The following is an 18,851-nucleotide window of genomic DNA, read 5'->3' as shown; positions in this document are numbered from 1 at the left end:
GCGCCTGCTTCCGCTTCATCCCGCAAGGCAAATGTAAAGCGTATTCAGGATTAATCTATATTTGTAAATAACCGTTAGGACTAAAGTAAAAAAGTGTAAACTTTTTTCAGGACGAGACAGACAAAATCATCAACGAAATCATTCAATCAATTAAATCAGCGGTTCAGACATCCAATAATCGGGTGAATCAAGGTTCAGACAACAATCATCAACGAAATCAGCGTAATCATTAAAATCAGCGGTTCAGACATCCTTTAATCCATTAATCGGGTGAATCATGGTTCAGACAAAAATCATCAACGCAATCTGCGTAATCATTAAAATCAGCGGTTCAGACAATCAGCGGTCGTCTTCTTCTATCTTCGAGTGCTTCTGCGTATCCACCATGGTGATATAAATTGCCAGCGATACTGCTATGCACAACGTAACATACCAGTAAAACCACTCCTGGTGACCGGCGTTTTTGAACAGCAGGGCAACGTACTCCGCCGTGCCGCCGAAAACAGATACCGCAATAGCGTAAGGGAAGCCTACGCCCAGGGCGCGTACATGGGCCGGGAAAAGCTCGGCCTTTACCACAGCATTGATAGAGGTATAATTGCTTACGATGAGCAGCGCAGCCATGATCAACGCAAAGGCTGTCCATTCGTTTTTGGTATGGCTTAGCGCCATCATAATGGGGATAGTAGTAAGCGTACCCAATATGCCGAAAAGCCTCAGCATGGGCTTGCGGCCAATCCTGTCGGAGATGTAACCATACAGGGGCTGCACCAGCATAAAAACAAACAGCGTAAGAGTTGATACCAGTGTTGCCGTGTCTTTGCTGAAGCCGCTGGTATTCACCAAAAACTTCTGCATGTAAGTGGTAAAAGTATAAAAGGCCACCGTGCCGCCAAGGGTAAGGCCTATAACGGTTAATACGGCCTTTGGGTGCTGCATCAAGGCTTTGATGGTGCCCCGGTTGCTATGATGCTGTTCGGAGGCAGCCTTTCGTGTAAACGCGGCTGGTTCGTGCAGGTTGCGGCGCAGGTACATGGTTATAATAGCCAGCACGGCCCCAATGCCGAAAGGGATGCGCCAACCCCAGGTATGCAGTTGCGCATCGCTTAAAAACACCCTTTGAAGCAACACCAGCACACCCAGGGCAAAAAGTTGACCCATAATAAGCGTTACATACTGAAAACTGGAGTAAAAGCCACGGTGCTTTTTGGCGGCCATCTCGCTGAGATAAGTGGCGCTGGTGCCGTACTCGCCGCCAACGCTAAGACCCTGTACAATGCGGGCGAACACCAGCAATATAGGGGCGGCAATGCCGATGTGGTTATAATCGGGCGTAATGGCGATGATAAGCGAGCCTGCGCTCATCAGCAAAACCGACCAGGTGAGGGCGGCCTTGCGGCCATGCTTATCGGCAAAGGTTCCCATCAACCAGCCACCTAAAGGGCGCATCAAAAAACCGATGGCAAATATGCCTGCGGTGTTCAAAAGCTGTACGGTTTGGTTCGCCTTCGGGAAAAATGCATCTGCAAAATACAGCGAGAATGCGGAGTACACATACCAATCGTACCACTCCACCAGGTTGCCCAGCGAACCACCTACGATAGATTTAATGCGGCTTGCGGTGGTGATGGGCGTGTGTGAATTGGCAGATGCTGTCATGATTGGTAAAGCGCTGATTTTATAGGCAAGATATAAATTTAATTCTGAACCATGATTTGTGGGATTAGAGGATGAGACCTACGCCTTTGCTTTACCCGTTTTTATATGAGCAAAATCCTCCTTTTTGGTAAAGTATTCCAGCCCGAGGATGAGTAGCGTAGGCACGATAAAATTGACTTTCTGGATGCCCGGCAGCAACTCCCAATTACTGGTACCCCATAGGTACACGCCATAGTAAAAAACCAAAACAGCGGTTACGCAGAGGAATTTAAAAAAACGAAGTTTTGTTTTCAGGATGATAGCCGTAATAACGATGATGCCGGTCCAAAACAGCGTAGTCGAAACGATAAGCATGGAATCGTGCAGGGGTGGTATTATGGTCAAAAAAGTAAAAAGGATATTGGCCAGTCCTGCATATTTCAGGATAAAGCCGGCAATTTTATCCGGTATTTTCTTCGCCATATGGATGAAGAAGATAGCATAGCTGATAGGGAAAAGCACCATGGCCAGGCTCGCCCAAACCCTGGATGCGTTTTCTGCACCGTTCAACGCTTTTGCGGCAAACAGGTTGCTGATAAAGTTGTGCGCCCAGCTAAACCCTATGGAGTATTGGTCTACCCTGGAACCGCCGGGGTAAACCGCAACGGCTATTGCCGCGATGATAGAAGATATTACGATACCTATCAGGACGGAGTATTTCTTGACCATTAATTGTGTTGGTTTTTAAGTTGTGAATGAGCGTAAATCCCAACCGTAATGTTACAGCTTATTTTGTTGGCGAAAAAACAAGGGCAATCTCTGTACACCCACTCCTATCACCGAAGACGTTTTTTCATCTGGGCCGCACCTCTGCAACGGGGTTTCGGCGGCTTACGATAATATAAAACAAAAAAAAACGTCGGAGCAGTAAATTCGACCCTTTTTTATGGCTATTGTGGCAAAAACACGGAAATTTTCGACAGTTTTTTTGGCAAAAACAGGCTTAAAACATCTACCTTGTCTCATGGTTTTCACCGAAGATTTTTTGCACTACGTTTGGAAGTTCCGCCTCTTCGACAGGCTGGATTTGCGCACTACCGAGGGCGAAGAGCTGGAGATTTTTTCTGCCGGGCAGCATAACACCCATGCTGGTCCCGATTTTCAGAATGCCCGCATACGCATCGGCGATACTACCTGGGCGGGCAACGCCGAATTACATCTCAGCTCTTCCGACTGGCACCGCCATGGCCATACTGGCGATGGCGCTTACGATAGCGTAATCCTTCACGTAGTATATACTGACGACCAGCCGGTTACGCTTGCCAACGGCCGCCGCCTGCCAACACTGGAATTGAAAAACCGCATCAGTGCCGACCTATACCAGCGTTACCATAACCTGGTTTTCGGTAACCAAAGCGTCATCCCCTGCGAGGCCAGCATTGGCCGTGTAGACCCGCTCACCATGCAAAACTGGCTAACCCGCGTGCTGGTAGAACGCCTGGAAAAACGAGCAGAAGCTGTAGACGCAGCATTGACCCTCAACCGTGGCGACTGGGAAGAAACCTTTTACCAATACCTGGCGGCAAATTTCGGCTTCAAAACCAATGCGTTACCTTTCGAGCTGCTTGCCAAATCGCTGCCGCAGAACTTCCTTGCGAAGCATAAAAACAACCCGCTGCAGATAGAGGCACTGATATTTGGTCAGGCCGGATTTTTGGACGGTGAGCCTGTGGATGAATACCCCCGCAGCCTGAAAAAAGAATACGACTACCTGCGCAAAAAACTTAAAATCAACCCAATAGAAAACCACCTCTGGAAATTCCTGCGGATGCGACCGCAAAATTTCCCCACCGTGCGGCTGGCACAGTTTGCAGCGTTGGTGGTACAAAGCAGCCACCTGTTCTCGAAAATACTGGAGGTAAAGGAGGTGAAAGACCTGCGCAAGTTATTTTCCGGCATAGAAGTGCACCCCTACTGGGAAACCCATTACCGTTTTGATAAGGAATCGCTGCCTGCGGCCAAGCATTTCGGGCAGGCATCGGTAGATACCGTACTGCTTAATACGGTGGCTTTGTTCCTTTTTAGTTATGGCAAGCACATGCAACAGCAATATTACATTAGCCGGGCCTTAAAGCTTTTAGAAAATATTCCTGCTGAGAATAACCATGTTACGCAAGAATTTACTACCTTAGGGGTAAATATATTCACCGCATTTGAATCACAGGCGCTTTTAGAACTAAAAAACAATTATTGTGCTTATAAGAAATGCCTGCACTGCGGCGTTGGTATAAAAATATTAAAACCAGTCTGATATGTTACAACGGATCATCACCTTTTTCGAGCGCTACTCTTTCGGGGTATGCACTTACCTGGGCGAACGTTTCAACGTGTCTATCGCCAAAATAAGATTATTCTTCATCTACTCGTCGTTCCTGGCGGTAGGTTTCCCATTGATATTTTACTTCTTCGCTGGTATTGTATTGGATTTCCGTAACTACATCAAACGCAGCCGTACACGCGCTGCGGATATGTAGAGCCGGATGTGCAGATGCCAAATTTCAAATGTGCAGATGATTTTAAGATTGTCATTTCCAACAAAGCGATAGATAACTCTCTCTTGCAAGCAGTAAAACGATTTTCTTAGACGCGCATGGTATTTACTGTGTAAATTAGCTGACATAAACAAGGTTTCTCTATCTCCCCACCGCGCTCTCCTTCGAAAAGACGTGCCGATTGACTAACCCGATTTTTTAAAACAGCGTGGGCGCTTCAGAAAGGCCATCATCTTTACTGATAAAAGTTGGTCGCAGCAGGTTAGTCCCCAATCGCTGGTTGAGCTTATCTATCACATAATCGCACAGCTCGGGGCTGTAGCGTTCATCGTGCTGGTGCATAAAAAACCAAACGGATTGCAAGCCGAGTTCTTTCCATTCTACAATACGGTCTACCCATTCGTCGCAGCGGCTGTAATCTGTGGGATGCAGGCTGTTGCCCACAAAACGGATAAATGCATGCGGGGTGGGCAGCATCATGTGCAGGCAATCGCGGCGACCGCTGGAATCGGTGAGTATACTGCCGATATTAAGGCGTTTAAACAGGTTGAAAACGGCTTCTTTGTTCTCGGGCACGCCAAACCAATCTTTATGCCGTAGTTCCACAAATACGGGTACATCGGTAGGCAGGCTTTCTAGGTAGGCGGTCAGCTCGGGCAGGCTTTTGGGCGTATAATTATCGCTCAGCTGTAAAAACAGCGGCCCCAGTTTATCGCCGAAGGCCATAATACCTTCGTAATAAGCGGTGGTAATCTCCTCGGCGTTCTTCAGCCTGCGTATATGGCTTATGCTTTGCGAAAACTTGGGGCAAAATTTAAAATCGGGACTGGCATCGGCTTTCTCTTTCCATTTACTGATGGTGGCCGCGCCGTAAGTTTGGTAAAAAGTAGCATTAAGCTCTATGCAGTTGAAGTGCTTTACGTACTCATCTAAAAAGTTCGCGTCTTTGGTTTTGGGCGGATATATCTTACCTACCCATTCCTTCCTGCCCCATTTGGCACAGCCTGCGCGCACTTGAAGTGGCTGGTTATTGCTTGCGTTGCGCAAGGTTTCCAGCGTGAAATCGGGATTGGGCGGCAGGGTAAAATCTACCAGGTTAAGTTGCTCTTCGGTTACACGGCCAAATTCCATATAATGCTATAATTTTTGGCAAGATAAGCAGATTTAGAATTCTGTAGGTTATTTAACCGAAAGAATATATACCAGCAACTTTTGCGCCGATGCATCCATAAAAACGCAGAAAGGGTTGCGCGAGAGCCATTTTATATACCTTTGCGCAACCCTTTATTTTGTGCGTAAGCTTGCTTATAAGAACATACCGCCCGAAGCCTCTATTCTTTGCGCGTTTATCCAGCGTGCATCCTCCGAACACAGGAAAGCGATCACGCCGCCGATATCGTCTGGCTGGCCGGGGCGGCCCAATGCAGTTATCGACGAGATGAAATCGTGCATGCCCGGGTGGCTATCGAATGCCCTTTTGGTGAAATCCGTTTCGATGATGCCCGGTGCTACCAAATTGGCGGCAATGCCACGGCTGCCCAACTCTTTGGCCAGGTACTTGGTAAATACCTCTATAGCGCCCTTCATAGATGCGTAAGCTGCATAACCCGGCGTAGCAAAGCGGGTAAGCCCGGTAGAAAGGTTGATGATGCGCCCGCCATCGGCAATGGTACCCAGCAGGGTTTGGGTTAAGAAGTAAACGCCTTTGAAGTGTACGTTGAACAGGTTATCGAAATCCTCCTCGGTGGTTTTGGCAAATGGCGATGCGGCATCAATCCCCGCGTTGTTAATGAGGAAATCGAAAGTATCGCGGCCCCATTTTTCCTTTAGCACATCGGTTAATCCTGTTTTGAATGCCTCGAAAGAGGATACAACGCCCGTGTCTATCTGCAGCGCAGCAGCTTTTAAGCCAAGCGATTCTATCTCGGCCACTACCTCGTCGGCTTCCTCTTTTTTGCTGCGGTAGGTGATGATCATGTCGTTACCTTTTGCAGCCAGCTTTAATGCAGCGTTTTTACCAAGGCCCCTGCTTCCGCCCGTTATTAATGCAATTTTGTTTGTCGGTTCCATTATTTTGTTTTTAGATGATGATGATGCAAAGTTGCAGCAAAATACGCGCTAAAAAATGGTGAACAGTTCAGAATAAATGGTGACAGTTTCAGATTATTTGGGGATTTCACCGATTTTACGTGATTGCACCGATTACTAATGTTTTCCCTTTAACCCGCAATGTCTATAACTGGGGTTACCAAGCATCCTGAAAATTCTAAAATTCCGAGAATTCTGATTCAGACACCAGTTGCTCCTTATACTGCTTGGGCGTAACACCCTCGAAGCGTTTGAAGAACTTGGTGAAGTTAGAGGCATCGAAGGTGAGGGTGTAGGCAATTACCTTGATGGGTATATTTTGCTGTAGCATGCCTTTGGCTAGCTCCATGATCCGTTTCTCGAAGAAGAAACAAGGTGCCTTGCCCGTGGTTAGTTTGATGGTATTGCTTAAGTGTGTAGGGTGTATATGCAATATCTCCGCGAAATCGCGTATCTCGAACATATCTGTACGCTTTTCCTGCAGCACATCGTCCAGATGCTTATCAAGCTCGCGCAGGAAATCGGTGGTGATTTCGTGCTGGCGTGCTAATATCTTCTTTGGGATGGGCGGCGGCATCAGTTGGCAGTTATCAGTGGGCAGTTGGCATCAAAACAAAATTAACAATAAAGCTTATTATTTGGCAGGTGGGCTGGAAAAAGGCCTCGAGCAAATCGCACTCAACAACATGGTTGTTTCGCTTTTTGGAAGCGAAACAACCATATAATAAATTTATCTGATTATCAATATTTTAGCAAAAAAGATGAAACACGCTAAAATATCCCTCAACTTGACATAAATGCTGTAATTCACTAATTATTATCAAGTTGCGAAAATGTAATTTTTTACTTTTTGGCGAGTGAAACACCCGCCGTGTTTCGGTTTCGAAACACCTTTTACGCCTCCATAGTTGCCTTAAACTCCGGTTTCTTCCTTTTTTTCGATGCCTGTTCATAAGCGTAGGCCAGCGTAAGTAGTTCGCCCTCTTTCCATGCGGTGCTGAAAAAGGATAGCCCCAAAGGCAAATCGTGCCAGGCCCCCATCGGTACGGTGATATGCGGATATCCCGCCATTGCTGCAGGTGTCGAAAACGAGAAACCGTTATCATAATCGCCGTTGACAATGTCGATACAACTGGCGAAGCCGTTGGTGGGGCCGCAGATGGCATCCAGCTTGTTATCCGTTAATATCTTATCTATAGCAGTGCGACTCACCCCTGTAGATTTTGCCAGGGCATCTATGTACTCTTTGCTATTGAGATCGCCCTTTGTTTCGGCCTCAATAAGTGTCTCCTGTTTAAAAAAAGGCATGGCGGTAGCCTCGTTTGCCTGGTTAAACGCAATTACATCGGCCAGGGTTTTAACTTTGGCTCCACCATTGCCCAGGTATTTATTTACGCCGTCTTTAAACTCATACAGCAGCACCTGGAACTCCGAGCGGCCCGCCGGTTCCAACGCTTTGTAAACTTCTACCTCTACAATAGTAGCACCCTGCTTTATCAGGGTTTCTTTGGCTTCTTTAACGAGGGCAAGCGTACCATCGTTGGCATGTTCTATCTTTTCAAAGCCGATGCGTTTGCCTTTCAGGCCATCGGCATGCAAAAATGTGGTATAATCTTTTTCTGGTTTGGCTTTCAGGGTGGCGCTATCGTTAGGGTCGGCGCCGGCTAAAGCGCCCAGTAAAATGGCAGCATCGCGCACAGTACGGGCCATTGGGCCGGCCGTATCCTGCGTGGCAGAGATGGGGATAATGCCGCTGCGGCTCAGTAAACCTACCGTTGGCTTGATGCCCACCAACCCGGCGACCGATGCCGGCGATACTACCGATCCATCGGTTTCGGTACCGATAGCAATAGCGCATAAGTTTGCCGAAGCCCCCGAGCCGGAACCCGAGCTTGAGCCGCTTGGACCCCTGTCTAAAACATATGGGTTTTTGGTCTGCCGCCCCCTGCTGCTCCAGCCGCTGGTAGAGCGTGAGGAGCGGAAGTTGGCCCATTCGCTCAGGTTAGTTTTGCCCAATATCACGGCACCTGCTTCGCGCAGTTTGTGTACAATGAAGGCATCCTGTTTCGCAAAATGATCGGCCAATGCCAGGGAGCCCGCAGTGGTATGCATGTTATCTCCCGTATCTATATTGTCTTTTATCAGCACCGGGATACCGTGCAGCGGGCCGCGTACCTTGCCGGCTTTGCGTTCCTTATCCAGACCATCGGCTATATCCAATGCGCTTTTATTTAGTTCGATAACGGCGTTAAGTTTTGGCCCGCTTTTGTCTATGGCATCTATCCGCTTTAAATACAGCTCGGCAATAGAGCGGGCGGTGTGCTTACCATCCTGCATCATCTTTTGCAACCCGTCGATAGTCGCCTCGTTCAGTTCAAAATCATCGGCAGCTGGAGCATCCGAATCGGTTTTGGTAGCTGTAGATGGGCTGCACGATACCGCGCTTAAGGCGGTGATGCTGAGGCCGGCCAGCGTGCCTGTTTTCAAAAAATTCCGTCGTTGCATAATTGGGGGCTATGGTATTAAAATCCATCCTAATTTATGGAAAATTATAGCTGTTTATCTACAGCAGGGAATTAATTCGGCAAAAATTCGGGCTTAACCGGCGGTGGTATCTTTAAATCGTCGTTAAAATTGGGCAGCAGTTGGTGCAGTATGTCCGCCGACATACTGCCTACGTCTAAAAAAGTCCAGTTTTTTCCTTTATCACTACTTACGCCCAGCAGGTACGACCGGCTTAGATACCGGCCAACGGAGGTGGTGAGAATGATATCTTCTGGCAGCAAACAATGCAGTTCGTTGCCTGCCAGGTAAAATTTACCGGGGGTACCTATGGTGCCGCTAAATCCGGTAATGCCCTGGTCCTTCAACTCCTTCATCCGCTCGGTAATCAGCTGGCGCAGCTTCTCTTTCCCGCCCGACATGGCCACTAGCCTGAAATGGGTGTATGCAATAACCGTTTCATAATCCCCTTTGAAAGTGGCTTGCGCTATTAAGTTTGCCTGATGTTTTACTACGGCGGTATCCTGAGCGTGAAGGGTGCTGAAGGGGAGTAAAAGTAGCAATAGGAGGCGGAGCAGTTTCATGGTGATTGGGAGCAAAGCAGGTATTTCAGTATTGTTTTGCTTGATTGAATTGAGGCATTAATGTTTACGAAAATAACTTTATCAAAACTTGCGACACCTTATTTTCGATTAGTGTGTTTACGCTCCCAGCTTTTTTAATAATCATATTCTTGTCGGCAGTAAATATCCTTGTAGGACGAATGTTGGAAGATACAGGAAGCTGGCCGCTTGTAAAATCTGAAGACATCAAGGGAACCGCAAAAGCATCAGCGTTTTGCTGGCTTGTTATTTGGCACAATATAATATCATTGCCCGGTAAATCGGCCAAAACCAAGGCTGGCCTTCTTTTCGAGCCCGATAGATCAGAAAACGGGAACGGTATGATAACCACGTCGCCTTTTACAAACTTTGCCATGCAATATCTTCTTCGGGGCTCAACCAATCTTTTGCTAAGGCTTTCTCACTGGCAAAATGTGTCAAAATAATATCCGTGGCATCTTCGGGACGAGTTTCTTCAATAGTAAAGGCAATTACTTCTACCTCCTTACCCACGTAATCTGCCGGCACTTCAATAGAAATGCTCTTTGTTGCAGATTTTATAATCGTTCTTACCATTACCAAATATACATTTTTTTAAAATTAGTAAATCATCCTAAGCCTAAGTACGTTTGTAAAAAAATCATCACCATGCCCGAACTGCCCGATCTGCAAGCCTTCAGCTATACGCTCCATAAAAAACTGCACGGTAAAACCGTTGAAGCGGTTATTGTACACAATCCTAAAAAACTTAATGTAAGCCCGGAAGTCTTGCAAAGCCAACTGGCCGGCCAAACCCTACAAAAGGTTTACCGCGATGGCAAGGAGCTTTACATCAAATTCGGCGGTGGCGATATATTGGCCCTACACCTGATGCTGCACGGCAAACTTTTCCTTTTCGAGGGAAAAAACACCAATAAATACAGCATCATAGAACTATTGTTTACCGATGGCAGCGGCCTGGTGCTTACCGATTTCCAGGGCATTGCCACCCCTACCCTCAACCCCGAAGAAAAAGAAGCGCCGGATGCGGCTGATGATAAGGCAGGCGTAGATTACCTGAGCGCAAAGCTGTGCAAAACCAAAACGGCGGTAAAAACCGTGCTTCTGGATCAAAAGATTATCCGAGGCATTGGCAATGCTTATGCCGATGAAATACTGTGGCACGCCGGTATCTCGCCCTTCTCGGCCGGAAACAAAATCCCTGCTGAGAAAATAAAAGACCTGGCCCAGGCCATCCGTTCGGTTTTGAAAGATGCGGAGGAAAAAATCCTTGCGTCGAACCCCGATATCATCAACGGCGAGGTGCGCGATTTTATGCTGATACATAACGCAAAGAAGAAAAACAGCCCAACCGGCGCGCCTATCCTGATAAAAGAAGCCAGCCGCAAAACCTATTATACCGAAGAACAAACGCTATATAGCTAACAGAAATGCTATAGCCCAGGGTCCTGGGCAATAATTTGAAAATGCCTTGCGTTTAATTTTAACTTATAAATTAATGCAATGGCGCGATTCCTGACGACCGCCCTCCACCTGTTTGTAGCTATGATGGCTGCTTTTATGGTAGGCTGCATAACAGCCCTCACCGGTTCTTACGACCATTGGGGTAACCGTTACGTTTTAAAGACACGCCATAGTCGCCTTATTCGCGAGCGGGCCCGCCAGCCAAGCTTAGCAAAAGGCAACGCCGTGCAAAAGAACTCAACCCCTTACCGTGCACGCAAGGTGAATAAGAAGGCCGATATTTACATCGCGGGCAAGGCTGCATAAATTAGCCAGTTGTGAAAACATTTAACCAAAGTGTTATGTTATTTAACCAAAACTAACATACAAATGGGAACATTACAGCATATCCAACACCAAATATCAGCGTTGAATGACCTGGTGAAAGTGAATAACGACCGCGCAGCCGGTTACCAAAAAGCCATTGATGGCACCGACGACCTCAGCCTGAAGGCCGTGTTTGAAGGCTACGCCGACCAAAGCAAAGGCTACGTTAACGAACTGAACGACTATATCCATTTACTGGGCGGTTCGCCGGTGGAAGGCACTACGCTTTCGGGCAAGTTTTACCATGCCTGGATAGACGTAAGGGCCGCTTTCAGCAAACGCGACGACCACTCGGTACTGTCTGATTGCGAATTCGGCGAGGACATTGCAAAAGGCTCGTATCGCAGGGCACTTGACGATAAGGAACTGATTTGGGAAGACGAGAAAGTGCTGAGTATGTTAAGCAACCAATTTGGCGGACTAAAGATGGCCCACGATGCCATAAAAGCCCTGCGCGATTCTGTAGCACTTAAAGAAAAGCAGGAAGTATAGCCATGGATAGCCCCGATCAGGATTTTTATAAAGAATACAGGCCGCTGCATGTACCGCATAAGTACGATGCAGCGGCTTCGTTGCAAGATAATGTGGTGTACGCCCTTGCGCAACTGGAATATGCCACTGCCCCGCAAGTGGCCCAAAAACTTTGGCAACACGACCCGCAAACCAATTTAGCAACCCACCAAAAAAACGCTGAAGAAGTACTCACTTACCTGTTTGACAAAGGCTTGATAAAAGGCGACGACGAGATAGAGCGCCAATATGATCTGAGCAAAATATTGGTGCAAAACTCGGGCAAGGCCGATCCGCTGTATTAATATCTGCCATAACTCAAAATCATCTTGCCCTATTACGGCAGCGTTGGTGTTGCAGGCATTACGGTCATCACACTATCTACCACAAACTCGCTTACGCCGCGCCATGGCAGGGTGTGCAGGTATTCTTTGTAGTGCAGATCCATGGTGGCGCCTGCGCTGTGGTTAAGTTTATCGGCCACTTTTTCATCGGTAACCGAAAACATGAATTCATTGGATTGTATACCGCCACCTTGCGCCTGTGTACGTATGCCGCTTTGAATGAGGCGCCCCTCGTAAGTTTTAAACACATAACCCTTCTTTACAAAATAGTTGAGCGTGCCGGCCTTGGTGCCTTCGCCAAATACAAAGTAATAACTGTAGTAGAAAACGCCACCCAAAACAAGGATGACTACCAAACTAATAATAGTGAATATACGGCCTTTCATAAGTATGTTTTTATATACACAAAGCTAACGCAATTGCGGCCTATAAGTTTAAAAAATGATGCGTGAGCGCGTTAAAATTATCAAACTTTAAATCGTAATCGTCCGTTTGGCCAAAGCCGTAGCTTACGAATACGAAAGGGATGCCCGCAAGGCGGGTTTGATGCCCATCGCCCTCAGTATCGCCCACGTAAACGGGGTTCTTTAAATCGTATTTATCAGTAAGCAATTTGATATTGTGCTGCTTGGGCATAAAGTTTACGCCGTAGGCAATCTCATCTTTGATAAGGGCATCAATACCGGCCCAATCAATAAACTGACGTATAACGCCTGCTGCACAATTGCTCAATATAAACAACTGATAATGTTGCGCCAATTGCTGCAGGCCTTCCTTTACGCCATCATATAAAATGCCGCCCATCTGCGGTATCAGCAATTTGCGTTTCTCGTTTACCTGGGCGTATATTTCCCACCGCCTATCGGGTTCAAACTCGGGTAATATCACTTCAATTACCTTTTTGCCCTCCCAGCCTACCATACCGGCGAGCTGTGCGCGATCTATTTTTTTATCGAGGCCCAGTTCATTAAACATTACGTTCCAGGAATGCGCATAGGTATCTACGGCATCCCAAAGGGTACCGTCCATATCAAAAATAAGGCTATCGGGTTTAGTAAGCATGGGGTGAAATTAAAAAAATATAAAGGTTTTGGCGATATTTTAACCACAAAGAGCGCAAAGATTTGCATGGTGGCTATACACAAAGAGCACGAAGGTAGTTAGGTCTAGATATGTATCGGAATCAATAGCAGTAAAGTTAATGGTGCATCAAATTGTGATGATTCATTTTCCTTTTATACATCTCCTGATCGAGTTTATAGAAGTAAAAGGTGCTATGAAATACTTTGTTGTATAAGATTTTGTTTCGTATATCGAAACTGAAAGCAGACGTTGTTCCGAGCTTTTTATATATTTTCAAAAGCATTTCATGGACAGTTGGTTCCTGTATTGCGGTACAACTAATTCCAAGAAAAAACATGTCATTTTGATCGGTCGGCTCTTTTTGCAAATCGAAATATGCAAAGACTCGCTCATCGAGCCTGCTATGAAAAACTTCAACAGAATGATTCAAATGGTTGTTATAACCCTTAACAACCAATTCCCTGTCGAAATCAATCTCCAGAAAATTAAAAACGTCTAATATTTCGGTTCCGGATAATTCGCTTTCCCAATCACAGGTATTTCTCAACAACTCATCAAAACAGCAATGGAAATAAAACTCAACATAGTGTCGATGTCCCGAGCCGTTTAAATTACCATGATGAAGATCGTCGTTTGCCATTTGATAGAAGAATTTTGGTTTAGAGGTTATCATAAAGTTAATAATTAAACTGTCTATTTTAAAAATCATGCACCTGATCTCTCAAATAGCTAAAAAAACTCACCAACTTGCAAAGCTCTGTGTGCCTCTGCGCCATCTCTGTTTCCGCTGTGGTTGAATAAAACACGATTAGTTCTATTTACTTATCAGTAAATAATACCATATTAGTGATATAAATCACCACTGCAGTTTGCCTTGCTTAGGTATCTTTGTACCATGAAAAAGGCATTCCCGGTTTATGACATCTGCGCGCTGAGCGACCATCAGCACGATGATTTACTCATCAGCCGGTTTGCGCCTTACCTGCAGAAGCACCAAAACCTCAGCCTGCCGCATAAACATAGTTTTTACCATGTGGTATTTTTTACCGAAGGCGGCGGAACGCATGCCATCGATTTTAAAAGTTTCCCGGTAAAGCCATACCAGATATACTTTATGGTACCCGGCCAGGTACACAGCTGGAGTTTTGAGGGGCCGGTAGATGGCTATATTATCAACTTTTCGGCTTCGTTCTTCCAATCGTTTTTGCTGAGGCCCGATTACCTGGACAACCTGCCCTTTTTTAGTGGGAACATAGATGATGAAGTCATAAATTTAAGCGGCGATTCCCAACAAGCCACGGTTGCTTTGTTTGAGCAATTGGTACAAGAAAGCAGCCAAACCGGCAGCCTGGGCATGGATATGATAAAAGCACTGATGCTGCAGCTATTTATTATGGTAGCCCGCCAAAGCGAAAGCAAAAACCCATTGCCCGCACCAAATTATAACTATACCTTGCTGCAAAGTTTCCGCAAGCTTGTTGACATGAATTTTTCTACACTGCGGCTGCCAAAAGATTATGCCGCCCTGCTGTACATTACGCCCAACCATTTGAATGCCCTGTGCAATGATATGTTGGGCATACCTTCCGGCGAAGTAATACGCAACCGCGTGATACTGGAAGCCAAACGCCTGCTGGTAAACCTGGATATGAATGTTGCCGGCATTGCCGATAAGCTAAACTTTGCCGACAACTCGTACTTTACCAAATTCTTTAAAAAATACACCGGGCAAACACCCGAAGAATTCCGCAAACACACCCTTAGCCATGGACACTAAAAACATTAAACCCGCCAAACCTATATCAGCCTTTGAAGGCTGCATAAAAGCCAAATGCCCGCGTTGCCGCCGTGGCGATATATTCTCTACCAGTACATATCAATTTTCGGGGCAAAAAATGCATGATGATTGCTCTCACTGCGGTCTGCACTACGAACGCGAACCGGGATACTGGTACGTAGCCATGTTTGTAAGCTATGCATTTAATGTTGCCGAGATGGTAACTTTTGCCGTAGGCACTTATATACTCACCCATTCCGATTCGCCCTGGTTGTATGTGGGTATTTTGATGGGGGTAATATTCCTGTTATCGCCATTCAATTACAGGTACTCACGCGTGGTGTTGCTGTACTGGCTTACCCCCGGCCTGCATTATGAAGCCTGGAGAAGTGAGGACAAGAATAAGGGACTGACGAGGGAGCCGTAGCCCCCCGCCCCCTGACGGGGGAGCTTTTGAAAAGCGAGAAAATCAATGTAGAACACCGAATGCTAAACGCCGAATAACGAAGTCAAAACACTTCATTATTCGGCGTTTGAAGTTCATTATTCGATATTTAACTAGACATAATGACGAAATAAAGTATACCCTACCGGGGGAGATTTAGAGGGGGCTACGTTAGTTGCTCAATCTTCTTCAGCAACTCATCCATTTCAAAGGGCTTGGCCAAAAAATCGTCGGCACCGGCTGCAAGGGCCGATTCTTTGATATCGCGGCTGGCGGATATCATGATCACCGGTATATTTTTGGTAGCACTCACGCTTTTCAGTTTTTTACAAATATCGCGGCCATCTTCGCCGCTCATCCATATATCCAGTAGCAGCAAGTCGGGCAGTTCGTCTTTCATGTCCAACACGGTAGCGCCGTCTACAGTACTGGTTACCTGATACCCTTCAAACTCAAGCAGCATCTCCACAGCGTCCACAATCCCCGGATCATCGTCTGCAATCATTATCTTTTTTTGCTTCATTTCAGTGTGTAAATATTTTTCGGCTAAATATCTGTAGTGCTATTAAATGTATTTGGTTTATTTCGTCGCTGTTATATTCTGGCCATCTACAGGTAATGAGAAGCAAAAAGTGGACCCTTTTCCTTCTACGCTGTTAACCCACATTTTACCGCCCTCGCGCTTTATTATCTCCGAGGAGATGTACAACCCAAGCCCCAAACCGGGGAAAGTATGTTGTTTGCTGCCGCTAACACGGTAAAACTGCTCAAATACCCTATCCTTTTTATCGTCGGGGATGCCGATGCCGAAATCCTGCACGCGAACTACCGCATCCGCACCCTCAATTTTGGTACTAATTATAATCCTATCCGAGTGGGGAGAATACTTGATAGCGTTGGTAATTAAATTGGTAATCACCTGCCCAATTCGGTCTTTATCAGAATAAACCTCGCCTGTTTCCGCAAAATCCATTTCCAGCGTATGCTTATTGGTAGTATGTTGCAAATCCTGCACGTTATCGCGCACCACATCATTAAAATCGAACCAGGTTTTATTGAACTGTATCTTTCCCGAGTTTATTTTGGTAACATCAAGCAGGTCGCCTATCAGGTTGGTCAGGCGGTTCAATTGCGAATCCATCTTCTCTACCATGGCAGCCTTTTTGGCATCGCCTTCTTTCACAAACATTGCGCCAAGCACCTGGGCATAAGCCTTAATACTGGTAACGGGTGTTTTCAATTCGTGGCTGGCTATGCCCAAAAAATCATCTTTTTGCCGCTGTAGTTCCTTTTGCTCGTGAATATCGGTATTGGTACCAAACCATTTTAAGATAATGCCATCACTCATAAAAGGCAAGGCCCTTGACAGATGCCAGCGGTAGTTACCGTCCTTATCGCGCAGGCGAAACTCGAACTGATACAAATTGCCACTTTCTAATGACGATACCCATGTTTTTACACAAGCATCCCGGTCATCCGGATGTACCTGCTCCAGCCAATTTGGCCCAATAATATCGCCCTCCGGCAACCCCAAAAAGTCTATTGCGCGTTTGTTCAGGTAATCCAATTCGCCGGTTGTTTTAGCCGTCCATAGTTGCACAGGCATAAAATCGGTAACAAATTCGAATTGCTTTATCTGCGCATTCAGCTCGGCATTGCTTTGTTCAAGTTCAATATCGATTACTTTTTTCTCGGTAACATCTGTACAGGCACCAATATAGCCTACAAATACCCCACTCTCATTATACTGCGGGTTACCCGTTGCAATGCACCAGTGCACGCTGCCGTCTTTAAAAAGCAATCTAAAGTCTACTTCGTAGGGCCGCCGCTCTTCCAAATCGTTCAGAAATTTTTCTGCTGCACGTATACGGTCCTCCGGCAGTATCGCTTCCAGCCAGCCCGTTCCTAAAACCTCTTCATTGGGTTGCCCGGTCCAAGTTGTCCAGGTTTGGTTGGCATAGGTAATCATGCCGGTTTCGTCGCTCATCCATAGCGCGGCAGGTGCGGCGCTGGTAATATTTAGCAGTAATTGTTGGCTATTGATCAGGGCCTGCCGGTCCGCAATTTCGCGGCGCAAATCGCGCGACACTGTAGCTCTTCCCTGCGGCTGACCGGTAATGGGATCGTATATGCGCATAGATGTACCATGCACCGGTATGGGTTCGCCGGTTTTAAAATGGCGGTAAATTACCTCGCCGCTCCATCGGCCACCTTTTTCTATGGCTTTATATATATGGTCTTTTACCCGCGAAATTTCTTCGGGTACAATAAAATCAATACTGGGTAAAAAAACAGGTGCGTCGGCATCCATCCCCAGCATTTCGCGACCGGCGGCATTTACGTAATAAACATTACTGTCTATATCGCTCAGACTTACAAAATCCGAGCTATGGTCTATCAGTGTTAACAGCTTACGCTGCTCTTCTTTGTCTTTTATCTCGCTGGTAATGTCTAAGGCGGTCCCCGCAAAGCGGATGCAACGGCCCGCTTCATTAAAGTAAGCCTTGCCCCGGCAGCGCAGCCAGCGGATAACACCATCGCCTGCACCAATGGTACGGAACTCGCTTTCGTAAAAGCCCCCCTGCGGTGGTATCAGCGAATCCTGTACGGTTTTATCTATCCGTTCCTTGTCCTCAGGATGTATATATTTTAAAACCTCTTTGTAAGATAAAACTTCCTCACCATCCGGAAAACCATACAGCTGTTTGCATTTGGCATCCCAGGTAACAATATCGTTAACGGGGTCAAGGTCCCAGGTACCCAATTCTGCCGATCCCAGCGCAAAGCGGGTACGTTCCTGGTTATCCGCCAGCTTTTGGCGGGTAAGCACCAGTTCGGTAACGTCTGACGCGGTATTCATTATACCCCACACTTCTCCCTGTTCGTTTTTTAAGGGCTGGTAAGTAAAGTTGAAATAATACGTTTGCATGCGCCCGTCAACAAACAAATCTACCTTTTCACCGTGTGCTTCGTAAGCAATGCCTGTTGTGTACACATCATCAAGCAATTGAAAAAAGGGTTGCCCCTCTAACTCGGGCAGGGCTTCGCGAAAAGTTTTGCCAATAACGGCTTCGCTCTTATCCCAAACCTTTAAAATAGCCTTATTGGCCAGTTTGATCACCATATCCCGCCCCACATACAGCCCAACAGGAGAAACAGATTCCTCTATAAGTACTTTAAAAATAGTGTTGTTTTGAAGGTAACCCTGGTAATTATTACTTTCCATGCCCGGAAGAAAACGTGTTTATTTTTGATGTTAGCGTATCGGTAATTAAGGGGGTATCTGCTAGATGCTATGCGAAATTAACATAACTATACCATTAATGTTCATCCTGAAACAAACAAAAAAAATTATTTATTAGGATTATGTATTTAGTTCGCAAAGCGTTTTTTTGTTAATAAATTATTGATAATCAGTAAGTTATTTAGTATATTTAAGCTAAATAACTTACTATGTTTAGCGGAATTAGTATCAACGAA

The 18,851-nt window shown here is 46.2% G+C and carries 23 protein-coding genes; 9 read left to right on the top strand and 14 right to left on the bottom strand.

All coding sequences use genetic code 11. The annotated features are described in order from the left end of the window. Positions 1–339: 339 nt before the first annotated feature. Both E2R66_RS27290 and E2R66_RS27285 read right to left on the bottom strand, forming a co-directional pair. Positions 340–1,659, bottom strand: coding sequence for an MFS transporter (locus tag E2R66_RS27290; RefSeq protein WP_133236901.1), 1,320 nt, complete (start codon positions 1,657–1,659; stop codon positions 340–342). A gap of 78 nt (positions 1,660–1,737) precedes the next feature. Continuing rightward, positions 1,738–2,367 carry a hypothetical protein gene (locus E2R66_RS27285; RefSeq protein WP_133236899.1) on the bottom strand — a complete coding sequence of 210 codons (630 nt, stop codon included), beginning with the start codon at positions 2,365–2,367 and terminating at the stop codon, positions 1,738–1,740. A 295-nt stretch (positions 2,368–2,662) separates the two neighbouring features. Here E2R66_RS27285 and E2R66_RS27280 point away from each other — a divergent pair, with 295 nt between their 5' ends. Further along, complete coding sequence (locus E2R66_RS27280) at positions 2,663–3,949, top strand: DUF2851 family protein (RefSeq protein ID WP_133236897.1); 1,287 nt, start codon at positions 2,663–2,665, stop codon at positions 3,947–3,949. 1 nt (position 3,950) lies between these two features. Next, positions 3,951–4,172, top strand: coding sequence for a PspC domain-containing protein (locus tag E2R66_RS27275; RefSeq protein ID WP_133236895.1), 222 nt, complete (start codon positions 3,951–3,953; stop codon positions 4,170–4,172). Between the two features lie 216 nt (positions 4,173–4,388). Here the strand turns inward: E2R66_RS27275 and E2R66_RS27270 are convergent, their stop codons facing one another. From E2R66_RS27270 to E2R66_RS27260, 3 genes are all read right to left on the bottom strand, one after another. Then, on the bottom strand, positions 4,389–5,321 hold the full coding sequence (locus tag E2R66_RS27270; protein ID WP_133236893.1) for a DUF72 domain-containing protein: 933 nt from the start codon (positions 5,319–5,321) through the stop codon (positions 4,389–4,391). A gap of 174 nt (positions 5,322–5,495) precedes the next feature. Next, entirely contained in the window at positions 5,496–6,260 is a 765-nt protein-coding gene (locus E2R66_RS27265; protein WP_133236891.1) for an SDR family oxidoreductase, read from the bottom strand. Between the two features lie 196 nt (positions 6,261–6,456). Then, a complete protein-coding gene (locus E2R66_RS27260; protein WP_133236889.1) occupies positions 6,457–6,855 on the bottom strand; it encodes a helix-turn-helix domain-containing protein in 399 nt (132 codons plus the stop codon). Between E2R66_RS27260 and E2R66_RS28610 the strand changes: the two genes are divergently transcribed. Then, positions 6,842–7,003 carry a hypothetical protein gene (locus tag E2R66_RS28610; RefSeq protein ID WP_158288522.1) on the top strand — a complete coding sequence of 54 codons (162 nt, stop codon included), beginning with the start codon at positions 6,842–6,844 and terminating at the stop codon, positions 7,001–7,003. The genes E2R66_RS27260 and E2R66_RS28610 overlap by 14 nt on opposite strands. 169 nt (positions 7,004–7,172) lie before the next feature. Here the strand turns inward: E2R66_RS28610 and E2R66_RS27255 are convergent, their stop codons facing one another. The 4 genes from E2R66_RS27255 to E2R66_RS27240 all read right to left on the bottom strand — a co-directional run bounded on the left by E2R66_RS27255 (position 7,173) and on the right by E2R66_RS27240 (position 9,958). Next, positions 7,173–8,783 (bottom strand): amidase, encoded by a 1,611-nt coding sequence (locus tag E2R66_RS27255; RefSeq protein ID WP_133236887.1) that lies wholly within the window; start codon positions 8,781–8,783, stop codon positions 7,173–7,175. Between the two features lie 71 nt (positions 8,784–8,854). Then, the gene (locus tag E2R66_RS27250; RefSeq protein WP_133236886.1) at positions 8,855–9,364 is read right to left on the bottom strand and encodes a hypothetical protein; all 510 of its coding nucleotides are present in this window, start codon (positions 9,362–9,364) and stop codon (positions 8,855–8,857) included. A gap of 64 nt (positions 9,365–9,428) precedes the next feature. Beyond that, positions 9,429–9,758: a type II toxin-antitoxin system PemK/MazF family toxin gene (locus tag E2R66_RS27245; RefSeq protein WP_133236884.1), complete on the bottom strand. Its 330-nt coding sequence runs from the start codon at positions 9,756–9,758 to the stop codon at positions 9,429–9,431. Then, a complete protein-coding gene (locus tag E2R66_RS27240; RefSeq protein ID WP_133236882.1) occupies positions 9,743–9,958 on the bottom strand; it encodes a DUF2281 domain-containing protein in 216 nt (71 codons plus the stop codon). The genes E2R66_RS27245 and E2R66_RS27240 overlap by 16 nt, the downstream gene beginning before the upstream one ends. A gap of 72 nt (positions 9,959–10,030) precedes the next feature. Here E2R66_RS27240 and E2R66_RS27235 point away from each other — a divergent pair, with 72 nt between their 5' ends. The 4 genes from E2R66_RS27235 to E2R66_RS27220 all read left to right on the top strand — a co-directional run bounded on the left by E2R66_RS27235 (position 10,031) and on the right by E2R66_RS27220 (position 12,027). After that, positions 10,031–10,807, top strand: a complete 777-nt coding sequence (locus E2R66_RS27235; protein WP_133236880.1) for an Fpg/Nei family DNA glycosylase — start codon at positions 10,031–10,033, stop codon at positions 10,805–10,807. A gap of 78 nt (positions 10,808–10,885) precedes the next feature. Beyond that, positions 10,886–11,152 carry a hypothetical protein gene (locus E2R66_RS27230; RefSeq protein ID WP_133236878.1) on the top strand — a complete coding sequence of 89 codons (267 nt, stop codon included), beginning with the start codon at positions 10,886–10,888 and terminating at the stop codon, positions 11,150–11,152. A gap of 63 nt (positions 11,153–11,215) precedes the next feature. Continuing rightward, complete coding sequence (locus tag E2R66_RS27225) at positions 11,216–11,704, top strand: ferritin-like domain-containing protein (RefSeq protein WP_133236876.1); 489 nt, start codon at positions 11,216–11,218, stop codon at positions 11,702–11,704. A gap of 2 nt (positions 11,705–11,706) precedes the next feature. Further along, positions 11,707–12,027, top strand: coding sequence for a hypothetical protein (locus E2R66_RS27220; protein WP_133236874.1), 321 nt, complete (start codon positions 11,707–11,709; stop codon positions 12,025–12,027). Positions 12,028–12,059: 32 nt separating this feature from the next. Here the strand turns inward: E2R66_RS27220 and E2R66_RS27215 are convergent, their stop codons facing one another. The 3 genes from E2R66_RS27215 to E2R66_RS27205 form a co-directional block, all read right to left on the bottom strand. Then, complete coding sequence (locus E2R66_RS27215; RefSeq protein ID WP_133236872.1) at positions 12,060–12,452, bottom strand: hypothetical protein; 393 nt, start codon at positions 12,450–12,452, stop codon at positions 12,060–12,062. A gap of 40 nt (positions 12,453–12,492) precedes the next feature. Then, positions 12,493–13,128, bottom strand: a complete 636-nt coding sequence (locus tag E2R66_RS27210; RefSeq protein ID WP_133236869.1) for an HAD family hydrolase — start codon at positions 13,126–13,128, stop codon at positions 12,493–12,495. Positions 13,129–13,264: 136 nt separating this feature from the next. Then, positions 13,265–13,789 carry a hypothetical protein gene (locus E2R66_RS27205; protein WP_133236867.1) on the bottom strand — a complete coding sequence of 175 codons (525 nt, stop codon included), beginning with the start codon at positions 13,787–13,789 and terminating at the stop codon, positions 13,265–13,267. Positions 13,790–14,044: 255 nt separating this feature from the next. Here E2R66_RS27205 and E2R66_RS27200 point away from each other — a divergent pair, with 255 nt between their 5' ends. Further along, positions 14,045–14,926, top strand: coding sequence for a helix-turn-helix domain-containing protein (locus tag E2R66_RS27200; protein ID WP_133236865.1), 882 nt, complete (start codon positions 14,045–14,047; stop codon positions 14,924–14,926). Beyond that, positions 14,916–15,353 carry a DUF983 domain-containing protein gene (locus tag E2R66_RS27195; RefSeq protein WP_133236863.1) on the top strand — a complete coding sequence of 146 codons (438 nt, stop codon included), beginning with the start codon at positions 14,916–14,918 and terminating at the stop codon, positions 15,351–15,353. Before E2R66_RS27200 ends, E2R66_RS27195 begins: the two co-directional genes overlap by 11 nt. Positions 15,354–15,537: 184 nt before the next feature. On the opposite strand, the gene E2R66_RS27190 is transcribed toward E2R66_RS27195, so the two are convergent. Next, positions 15,538–15,894, bottom strand: coding sequence for a response regulator transcription factor (locus E2R66_RS27190; protein WP_133236861.1), 357 nt, complete (start codon positions 15,892–15,894; stop codon positions 15,538–15,540). A gap of 57 nt (positions 15,895–15,951) precedes the next feature. Further along, positions 15,952–18,597, bottom strand: coding sequence for a PAS domain-containing protein (locus tag E2R66_RS27185; RefSeq protein ID WP_133236859.1), 2,646 nt, complete (start codon positions 18,595–18,597; stop codon positions 15,952–15,954). Positions 18,598–18,851: the final 254 nt, after the last annotated feature.

Source organism: Mucilaginibacter psychrotolerans (genome assembly GCF_004519315.1).
Classification (GTDB): Bacteria; Bacteroidota; Bacteroidia; order Sphingobacteriales; family Sphingobacteriaceae; genus Mucilaginibacter; species Mucilaginibacter psychrotolerans.
This window is presented reverse-complemented; position numbering and strand designations above follow the sequence as displayed.